Here is an 8,930-nt window from a genome sequence, read left to right as displayed (position 1 = left end):
AAGGTGGTGGGCCCGGAGGGACTCGAACCCCCGACCTAGCCGTTATGAGCGGCCAGCTCTAACCAACTGAGCTACAGGCCCTAACCGGCTCGCCAACTACCTGCGGGCCGATAGCCGAACTTTGGCGGAATAGGCAAGCCTTTATCTTATCTAAATGACGTAATTTGGCTGGTAGATTTGATTTCGGCCCCAATCCTTGCGCGGACACCCATATTTCGTAAATCTTGGATGTCTTGCTTAAGCCTGACGCAAAGCCGCTCATGTGGCTTGGAAGCGGAGCAAACGACAATCGCGAACAGCAACTGGGAGGACCATCGTTCTACAACAGACATGCGCGTTAAAATTACCAAATGTGTCGGCGAACGCCTTTGTTATCCGTCTCACGCAATGTTCAGCGCTTCCTGCTGGGATATTCGCGTAATTTTGCGGCGGCAGCCTGTTGTCAGCAACACGAAAGCATCAATTTTGGTCCATCACACTATGGGACAATTGCAATCCGCTATAATTATATTATAAGCACGGGTCATAATAGAAACGGAAATTACGAAATTATGGCCAATACGAACCTTGACGCGATCGATATGAAGCTTTTGGCTGAATTGCAGGCGAATGGTCGCGTTACCAATGTGGAACTCGCGACAAAGGTAGGTTTGACGGCGCCGCCATGCCTTCGCCGCATGCGCGCGTTGGAACAATCCGGTACAATCAAATCCTACCACGCCGATGTTGACGCGGGCGCGTTGGGTTACACCATTACCGTTTTTGCAATGGTCAGCCTCAAAAGTCAGGCGGAGGAGGATTTGAAGGCATTTGAAGAGCATGTCAGGGCGCTGCCCGATGTGCGCGAATGCCATATGCTCAACGGTGAAATTGATTTTATCTTGAAAATTGTCGCCCGCGATCTGCAGTCATTTCAGGAATTTTTGACATCAAAACTGACATCGGCGCCAAATGTCAGCAGCGTCAAAACATCACTAACGATCCGCACCGCTAAAGACGATCCCGGCGTTCCTATTCCGCAGGCATAAAAAAAGGGGCCGATTGCGCAGGCCCTTTTTTGTTGTTGTTTTATAGTTCAGGTCGCCGGAGCAGCAGCAACAGGTGCCGCGGCAGGCTTGGACAATTGGTCGATATACATGCTCCAATATTCGGCAATTGCCTTGCGGTTGGGGTTGTTGATCATCGCAAAATCAGCCTTCGCTCCTGCATAATCGCCCAACATTGCTTTGGACATTGCGAGACGAAAGCGCGTGCGATCGGTCTGGTCGCCGCCATCCTTGTCGAGAACGGCTCCCTTACTCAACGCCGATTCATACAACTCCTTGGCCGTCTTGTAATCCTTGTGGGAGAAAAACGAGTCTGCAGTGAGCGACGACAGCATCGGTTTCGGACTCGCTTTTGCAGGGGCTATCGTGCCAGACAATGTGCGTGTGTCTTCCGCAAGCCGCGCCTTGGCTTCGTTGTAACGCTCGCTAAAGGTCACGTTATTGCGCGAAATAACGCCCTTATTGAAACCTTCGTCAAGAACTGACACCGCTTCTGCGGGGTAACGGACCCCAATATAGCTCAAACTATCGAGATACGCCGCATATTCCTGTTGGAAGCGCAAGCCATTGGTGGCGCGCATCAAGCGCATTATATCAAGGGACTCTTCAGGGTTAAAATCACGCGACCGGTCAAAAAAGGCCAGCGCATCGTGCCAATAATCAGGGTTATTTTCTGTCATCACCAATTCCTTGTAGAAATTGGAAGCGGCAGCATAATTCTTCATTTTCGCGGAGAGATTTGCGGCACGAACAACATAGGCCTTGCTTACGGCTCCAGCTGCCTTGCTCGACTCAATAGCCTTACCAATCCACGCAATTGCATCGGCATCTTTATTCTGTTGCGACATTGCGTTCGAGACCAGATACTCAATGTTATTGGCACGGTAACCGATGTTGTAAGCTTCAATCATGTACTTTTCAGCGTCAGCAAACCTCTTGCCATCATAGGCAATGGCGCCCTTTCTGAAGGTATATTCCTTCTTCAAATCGACTGGCGTAGTTGCCGATCCGATCAGCAGGTCAATGCCCTGCTCCTGAAACGCCAAATCTTTCAACGGCGCGCCGATATTGATCGCAAGAATGCCTGCTTCATACCGGTCATCGTCGTTGCCGATCGCTGCAACAACCGTCGAAAACGCCGCCTTGGCGGCGACGGCATCCTTGGTTTTGTTAAGCATGTTCGCCACTGGCATATATGCCGCGATAAACGGCTTGGAATAATTCCGCTTCGGCGCAGCAGGCGCTACTTCCTTACCTTTTTTTTCCTTTTTAGGTTTTTCATCGGACTGCGCAAACGCCGCCGGTGCGGCGGATACCGCGACTAAAGAAAGGGCTAAGGCAAATTTTGAAACCAGTTTCATATTACTCTCCGCGATAGTATTTTTGGCCGTGGCCGCTTAATGGATCGGTTTATAGAACCTTGCCAACGTCTGTGCAATTGCCATAGCGCCACTGCATGAATTCCCGTTGAACGAAATGGAACAAAAAACAAGTGGCTGATCGCACCGCAGTGATAATTGGAGCCAGGGGTGGTATCGGCGCGGCTTTGGCGGATGCGTTAGACCATGGCTCAAGCTACGCAAACGTCATTCGTCTGCACCGAGAGAGCGATCTCCCCGTCGATATCCTTGATGAGGCTAGCATTGCAACGGCCGCCGCGTCCTTGGCGGACACCCTGCCCCCCGTTCAGTTAGTGATCGTCGCCACGGGACTGCTGCATTCAGCCGGCAAAGGACCTGAAAAAAGTCTGCGTGAACTCGATCCTGACTGGATGATGCAAAACTATCGCGTCAACGCCGTCGGGCCTGCGCTTGTGGCCAAACATTTTTTGCCGATAATGGCCAAGCAAGGCCCAATCTGTTTTGCCGCCTTGTCGGCACGGGTAGGAAGTATTTCAGACAATAGCTTGGGCGGATGGCACAGCTATCGCGCATCGAAATCGGCGCTCAACATGCTTATCCGTAACATCGCAATCGAATGGCAGCGCAAAAATCCGCAGTCGATCATCGTGGGCCTACATCCCGGCACTGTCGAGACCGCCCTCAGCGCTCCATTCAAGGGCAATCCAGCCCATGAACGCTTCACCCCGGCCCGCGCAGCCGAAAACTTGCTCGGCGTGCTGCAGCAGCTTAAACCAGAGCAAAGCGGACAGATTTTTGCTTATGATGGCACCCCTATCGCGCCCTGACGGCTGCCATGGCGTGAATCTGTGGATAAGCTGGTGAAAACACCGCGAATGCGGCAGTCGCGTGTAGTCATTTGGACGATAGGCGTGTAGTGTAAATCTACCCAAAAAATATAAGGATTTTCGCGCTGTGAGCGACGACATAGTAACAATAGACCCATCCGACATTTCACCAGTCGACATTGTCGACGAAATGAAGTCGAGCTATCTCGATTATGCGATGTCGGTCATTGTGTCTCGGGCCCTGCCCGACGTCCGCGATGGTTTAAAACCGGTCCACCGCCGCATCTTGTTCGCCAGCCAAGAAGGCGGCTTTGTTGCAGGCCGCCCTTACCGTAAATCAGCAAAGATCGTCGGCGACGTCATGGGTAACTATCACCCGCACGGAGATAGCGCGATTTACGACGCACTGGCCCGTATGACCCAAGACTGGTCCATGCGCGTGCCACTGATCGATGGTCAGGGAAATTTTGGGTCGATGGACCCCGATCCACCAGCTTCCATGCGCTACACCGAAGCACGCTTGAACAAGGTTGCCAACGCGCTTCTGGATGATCTCGACAAGGACACTGTCGATTTCCAGCCCAATTATGACGGCAGCCGTGAAGAGCCGCAGGTTCTGCCTGCCCGTTTCCCGAACCTTTTGGTCAATGGCGCTGGCGGTATCGCCGTCGGCATGGCGACCAACATCCCGCCACACAATCTGGGCGAAGTCATCAAGGCCTGCTTGGCCTATATCGACAATCCCGCGATCACCATCGACGAACTGATCGAAATCGTCCCTGCCCCTGATTTTCCTACCGCGCCGCTGATACTCGGTACGGGCGGCGCACGCGCCGCCTATCGTGAGGGTAAAGGCTCCATCATGCAGCGCGCGCGGCATGAGATTGAAGAAGGAAAAGGCGACCGCCGGTCAATCGTCCTCACCAGCATTCCGTTTCAAGTCGGCAAATCCGGCCTTGTCGAGAAAATCGCCGAAGCCGCCAAAGACAAGCGCATTGAGGGTGTGTCCGACATCCGCGATGAATCGAGCCGCAAGGGCGTGCGCATTGTTATCGACCTAAAGCGTGATGCGACCACGGACGTTGTCCTCAACCAATTGTGGCGCCACACACAGGCGCAATCAAGCTTTCCGGCCAATATGCTCGCCATTCGTGGTGGACGGCCAGAGGTTCTGAACCTACGCGACATCATCGAATCCTTCATTCGTTTCCGTGAAGAAGTCATTACCCGCCGGACCAAGTTTGAGCTCAACAAGGCCCGCGAACGCGCGCATTTGTTGCTTGGCCTTGTCGTCGCAGTTACCAATTTGGACGAAGTTGTGCGGATCATTCGTGGTTCGGCCAGCCCCGCCGAAGCGCGCGCTGCCTTGATTGCACGCAAATGGCCGATTGCCGAAATCGCATCCTACATCAAATTGGTAGAAGCTGTAGAAGCCGAGATTAACGGCGACAGCTATCAATTGTCCGAGTTGCAGGTCCGCGCAATTCTGGAGCTACGCCTCCATCGTTTGACAGCACTTGGTCGCGACGAGATCGGTAAAGAGCTTGCAGGGCTCGCAGAGACCATTACCGAACTTCTCGCCATCTTGGGCGATCGTGTAAAGCTATACACTGTCTTGCGCGACGAACTCGTCGCCATCGACGCCGAATTCTCCACGCCACGTTTGTGCGAAATCACCGCAAGCTGGGATGGGCTCGATGACGAAGACCTGATGGAGCGTGAGGAAATGGTCGTGACCGTCACCCATGGCGGTTATATCAAGCGCACCGCTTTGGCGACATTCCGGGCGCAGAACCGTGGCGGTAAGGGCCGCGCGGGTATGGCGACCAAGGAAGAGGATGCCGTCACCGAATTATTCGTGACCAGCACACATACGCCGGTTCTGTTCTTCTCCAACATCGGCAAGGTGTATCGCCTGAAGGTGTGGAAGTTGCCCGAAGGCGGCCCGACCACGCGCGGTCGGCCCATGGTCAACCTGTTGCCGCTTGGTGAAGGTGAAGTCATTTCAAACGTTTTGACCCTACCCGAAGATGAAGCGGAATGGGGTGGCCTCAGCGTCGTATTTGCAACTTCAAAGGGCTATGCCCGCCGTAACAGCATGGACGCCTTTGCCAATGTACCAAGCAACGGCAAAATTGCGATGAAGTTCGAAGGTGAAGATGCCGACGATAAATTGATTGGCGTTGAATTGCTCAGCGCTGAGGACGACGTCTTGCTTGCAAGCCGCAATGGCAAGGCAATTCGCTTTGCCGCCGACGACATCCGCGAATTCCAAAGCCGCGCATCGACCGGCGTTCGCGCTATGAAGCTTGGTAAGGACGACGCGGTTATTTCGCTGTCCATCCTCAAACGCGTTGGCACTTCGGCGGAAGAGCGTGAAGATTATCTGCGCTTTGCACCTTGGAAGCCCGAGAAAGAAGGCGATCCTACCATGACCGCGGAGCGCATCGCGGAAATGGCGGAGCGTGAGCAGTTCATCCTCACGGTCTGCGCCAATGGCTATGGCAAATTGTCATCGGCTTATGGCTATCGCCGCACTGGACGTGGCGGACAAGGCATCACCAACATTGACAATATCGAACGCAACGGCCCGGTTGTGGCCAGCTTCCCCGCGACTAAGGGCGATCAGTTGATGCTCGTCACGGATCAGGCAAAGCTCATCCGCATGCCACTGGAAAGCTTACGCGTTCTCGGCCGCGGAACCGCTGGCGTGCGTTTGTTCAATGTCGGCGACAATGAACATGTGGTTGGCGCGGCGAAGATTGATGAGAGCGATGAAGATGGCGACGAGGGTGCGGTTGCACCCGATGATGTTGCGGTTGCACCCGACGATGTTGCTGCTCCGGAAGGAAACGATCCAGAATGACAACTGCGACCTTAATTGCTGCAGCCCTTGTAGCCACCGCTCAAAGTGCGCCTGCCCTTCCTGTCGCTGTGCCAAATGATTATGCGCTTGATCAGAATTGGTTATGCCGCCCTGACCGCCGCGATGCGTGCAGCACACCAAGCCTAGACGTGACTGAAGTGGCACCCGACGGAACCCGCATTGTGCGTGCGGTCAAGCGGGCGAGTGCACCAGAAGCGGATTGCTTCTATGTCTACCCAACCTTGTCCTACGACGCAGGCGGCAATAGCGACATGATCGCCAATGACGAAGAACACCGCGTGGTTGAGGCGCAATTTGCACGTTTTGGCACAGTATGCCGGACCTTTGCGCCCCTCTATCGGCAGTCGACGTTAAGCTGGTTGCGTTCGAACATGAAGGGCAACCCGATCCCAATGGATCCAGAGCTGCGGTATAATGACGCGCGCGATGCGTGGCGGCAATATATGGCGGCTGACAATAAAGGTCGTCCTTTCGTTCTTGTTGGGCATTCGCAAGGGTCGGGCTTGCTCAAGCGCCTAATTGCCGAGGAAATAGAAGGTAAAGCCGCTGCGGCTAAGATGCTTTCGGCGATGCTTGCAGGTACCAATGTTGCTGTGCCAAAGGGCGAGGATCAGGGCGCTGATTTGAAACAGACACCTGTCTGCCGAAGCGCTGGACAAACCAACTGTGTCATCGCCTGGACAAGCTTTCGCGAAACCACTCCGCCACCTGCGAATAGCCGTTTTGGTCGCGTGCCAAACACCGCGCAGGAGTCAATTTGCGCCAACCCAGCTGCCCTTGGCGGCGGCATGGCCACTGTGCACCCGCGCTTTCCGAGCGGCGCCGCTATCGGCGACCTTGTCGCAGCCAGTCCAGCCTGGACCAAAGACAACGCACCCATAACCACACCCAGCGTTGCGGTGCCTGGGCTGTATTCTGCGCAGTGTGTGACAGTGAACGGCGCAAATGTCCTGTCGGTTCGCATTAACGCTGATCCCGCTGATCCGCGCATTGATGATGTCGGCGGCGATGTGCGCTTTGGCGCATTTGTCGCGCAGGACTGGGGGCTTCACCTCATAGACGTCTCGCTCGTCATGCAGGACATGGTCGATCTGGTGCCAGTGCAGCTTTCTGCCTGGAAAGCACGCAGCGGGCGTTAATCCGTATTGCGCGATATGACGGACGTGCATGTTCGTCGTCAGTCTGAATGTGCGTCAGTCACGTTCTTCGCCACCTGCGAAATGGCCACGTTTGACCAATGTTTGCGCGATACCAACAGCGATAATCAGCACGCCGAAATAATAGAGATACCAAATGGCAATGCCGGTCATTTCGGATTCTGCCAATGGCCCAAGTTCGGCAAAGATCAGCAGGTCAGAAAAGACGAACAATAAAGCGCCAAGCCCAACGCGGTAGCGAGGAAAATTGCTACTCCATGCCATCGCGGCCATTGCGGCGAGGATGATGCTATACGCAGCAACTTGGCTGCCCTCGTCTCGCGTGGGCGGCAGGAAAAAAGCTATCACCGGCGTTGCCAATAGAATTGTAACAGCCAATAACTTCTGACTGAACACCGGTTTGACGCGCCGGTGACGAAAATAGATGAAGATTGCAACGAGATGACCAGCGGCAAAGGCAAGCGCGCCAGCGACCATGCTGAGTTCGATCAGCCCGTCACCCAAAGCATAAAAAGCAAGCATGATGGCAAGCGCGACAAATTCACCCTTATGGTGTCGGCGCAAGGCAAATGGCACGAGAAAGCCCACCGCAGCCATTTTCCAGCACATTGCAATCAAACCGCCATCAAGCGGCAGGAAAAGCCATGATGCAGGAAAGCTTATCCCCGCAAGCAGACTTCCGAGCAAATAGGGCCGTTTATGTGCGAGATCCTGAGACATGCCCCGATGCATCGTGCAAACATCCGCGCAAGACAAGCGGAATATACCCAATCATGCTGTCTGCTGTCAGGCCCGGCCCAGCGCGCACACCAATGTCGCCATGCAACCAAGTGGCTATGGCGGCCGCGTCAAAGGACGGAACACCCTGCGCCAATAATCCGCAGATCAGCCCCGTCAGGACATCACCCGACCCCGCAGTCGCCAACCAAGGCGACGCATGACGGTTCACCAGATAGCTGCCATCGGGCGCGGCGATGCATGTCTCCGCGCCTTTGAGGAGGACCACGCATTGCGCCCGTTCCGCTGCACGAATAACGGCTTTCTGCCGACCCTCCAATTTTATATCCGGAAAAATACGCTGAAATTCGCCTAGATGTGGTGTCATGACGTCAGTCGAAGCGACGGCGTTAAACAGTAACTCTGGGTGTTTTTCAAACGTCGTCAACGCGTCGGCATCGAGCACTGTGGGAACACCGCATCCAAGCACTTTGAGGACGGCTTGCTGGGACCCTGCCCCTCCCCCGGACCAATGGCAAAGGCAGATACGTGATCGTCCACAAAGTCAAAAGCCGGGTTAGCTTCCCGCAGCATGATTGCGGTAACATGGGCGGCATGTTCCGCCAGCGCAGCCCTCTCGCCAACGATGGTGACCAACCCTGCGCCCACGGCCAACGACCCCTGAGCCGATAGCCGCGACGCGCCGGTGTGCAACGCTGGCCCACTCCAAACCATTGCGTGCCCCCTGCTATATTTATGCGCATCGGAAGGCGGCGGAACCACGGTTGGCCGCAATATCGTCCCGTCAGCAGAAGAGTTAAGTGTAAATCCCATAGCCCATCTTGGCGCTTTTGCCTGTGCAGCGCCAAAGATTTTTGATAGCCGCGCCGAATGAGCAAAAATTTTGATGTCCAGATTATCGGTGGCGGCCTTGC

6 protein-coding genes, 1 tRNA gene and 1 pseudogene are annotated in these 8,930 nt (G+C 54.8%); 4 read left to right on the top strand and 4 right to left on the bottom strand.

The window, feature by feature from the left end; genetic code table 11:
• Positions 1–4 precede the first annotated feature (4 nt).
• Positions 5–81: transfer RNA gene (locus tag ACIQ2T_RS09960), tRNA-Ile, on the bottom strand.
• Positions 82–551: 470 nt separating this feature from the next.
• Here ACIQ2T_RS09960 and ACIQ2T_RS09955 point away from each other — a divergent pair.
• A complete protein-coding gene (locus tag ACIQ2T_RS09955) occupies positions 552–1,028 on the top strand; it encodes an Lrp/AsnC family transcriptional regulator (RefSeq protein WP_397590676.1) in 477 nt (158 codons plus the stop codon).
• A gap of 47 nt (positions 1,029–1,075) precedes the next feature.
• Here ACIQ2T_RS09955 and ACIQ2T_RS09950 read toward each other — a convergent pair whose 3' ends face one another.
• Positions 1,076–2,407 carry a hypothetical protein gene (locus ACIQ2T_RS09950; protein WP_397590675.1) on the bottom strand — a complete coding sequence of 444 codons (1,332 nt, stop codon included), beginning with the start codon at positions 2,405–2,407 and terminating at the stop codon, positions 1,076–1,078.
• A gap of 131 nt (positions 2,408–2,538) precedes the next feature.
• Between ACIQ2T_RS09950 and ACIQ2T_RS09945 the strand changes: the two genes are divergently transcribed.
• From ACIQ2T_RS09945 to ACIQ2T_RS09935, 3 genes are all read left to right on the top strand, one after another.
• On the top strand, positions 2,539–3,234 hold the full coding sequence (locus tag ACIQ2T_RS09945) for an SDR family NAD(P)-dependent oxidoreductase (RefSeq protein ID WP_397590674.1): 696 nt from the start codon (positions 2,539–2,541) through the stop codon (positions 3,232–3,234).
• Between the two features lie 190 nt (positions 3,235–3,424).
• Entirely contained in the window at positions 3,425–6,100 is a 2,676-nt protein-coding gene (gene gyrA, locus ACIQ2T_RS09940) for a DNA gyrase subunit A (protein WP_397590677.1), read from the top strand.
• On the top strand, positions 6,097–7,260 hold the full coding sequence (locus ACIQ2T_RS09935; RefSeq protein WP_397590673.1) for a DUF3089 domain-containing protein: 1,164 nt from the start codon (positions 6,097–6,099) through the stop codon (positions 7,258–7,260). The genes gyrA and ACIQ2T_RS09935 overlap by 4 nt, the downstream gene beginning before the upstream one ends.
• A gap of 54 nt (positions 7,261–7,314) precedes the next feature.
• On the opposite strand, the gene ACIQ2T_RS09930 is transcribed toward ACIQ2T_RS09935, so the two are convergent.
• Together ACIQ2T_RS09930 and ACIQ2T_RS09925 are read right to left on the bottom strand one after the other, a co-directional pair.
• On the bottom strand, positions 7,315–7,998 hold the full coding sequence (locus ACIQ2T_RS09930; protein ID WP_397590672.1) for a lysoplasmalogenase family protein: 684 nt from the start codon (positions 7,996–7,998) through the stop codon (positions 7,315–7,317).
• Positions 7,976–8,730 (bottom strand): annotated as a pseudogene (locus ACIQ2T_RS09925) (NAD(P)H-hydrate dehydratase). Before ACIQ2T_RS09925 ends, ACIQ2T_RS09930 begins: the two are co-directional and overlap by 23 nt.
• Between the last annotated feature and the right edge of the window lie 200 nt (positions 8,731–8,930).

The sequence above is a fragment of the Sphingorhabdus sp. genome (genome assembly GCF_044357595.1).
In the GTDB taxonomy this organism is placed as follows: Bacteria; Pseudomonadota; Alphaproteobacteria; order Sphingomonadales; family Sphingomonadaceae; genus Sphingorhabdus_B.
This window is presented reverse-complemented; position numbering and strand designations above follow the sequence as displayed.

Coding starts and splice junctions, on each gene's coding strand:
- ACIQ2T_RS09930 (WP_397590672.1), bottom strand. CDS start 7,998: ATGTCTCAGGATCTCGCACATAAACGGCCCTATTTGCTCGGAAGTCTG.
- ACIQ2T_RS09935 (WP_397590673.1), top strand. CDS start 6,097: ATGACAACTGCGACCTTAATTGCTGCAGCCCTTGTAGCCACCGCTCAA.
- ACIQ2T_RS09950 (WP_397590675.1), bottom strand. CDS start 2,407: ATGAAACTGGTTTCAAAATTTGCCTTAGCCCTTTCTTTAGTCGCGGTA.
- ACIQ2T_RS09955 (WP_397590676.1), top strand. CDS start 552: ATGGCCAATACGAACCTTGACGCGATCGATATGAAGCTTTTGGCTGAA.
- gyrA (WP_397590677.1), top strand. CDS start 3,425: ATGAAGTCGAGCTATCTCGATTATGCGATGTCGGTCATTGTGTCTCGG.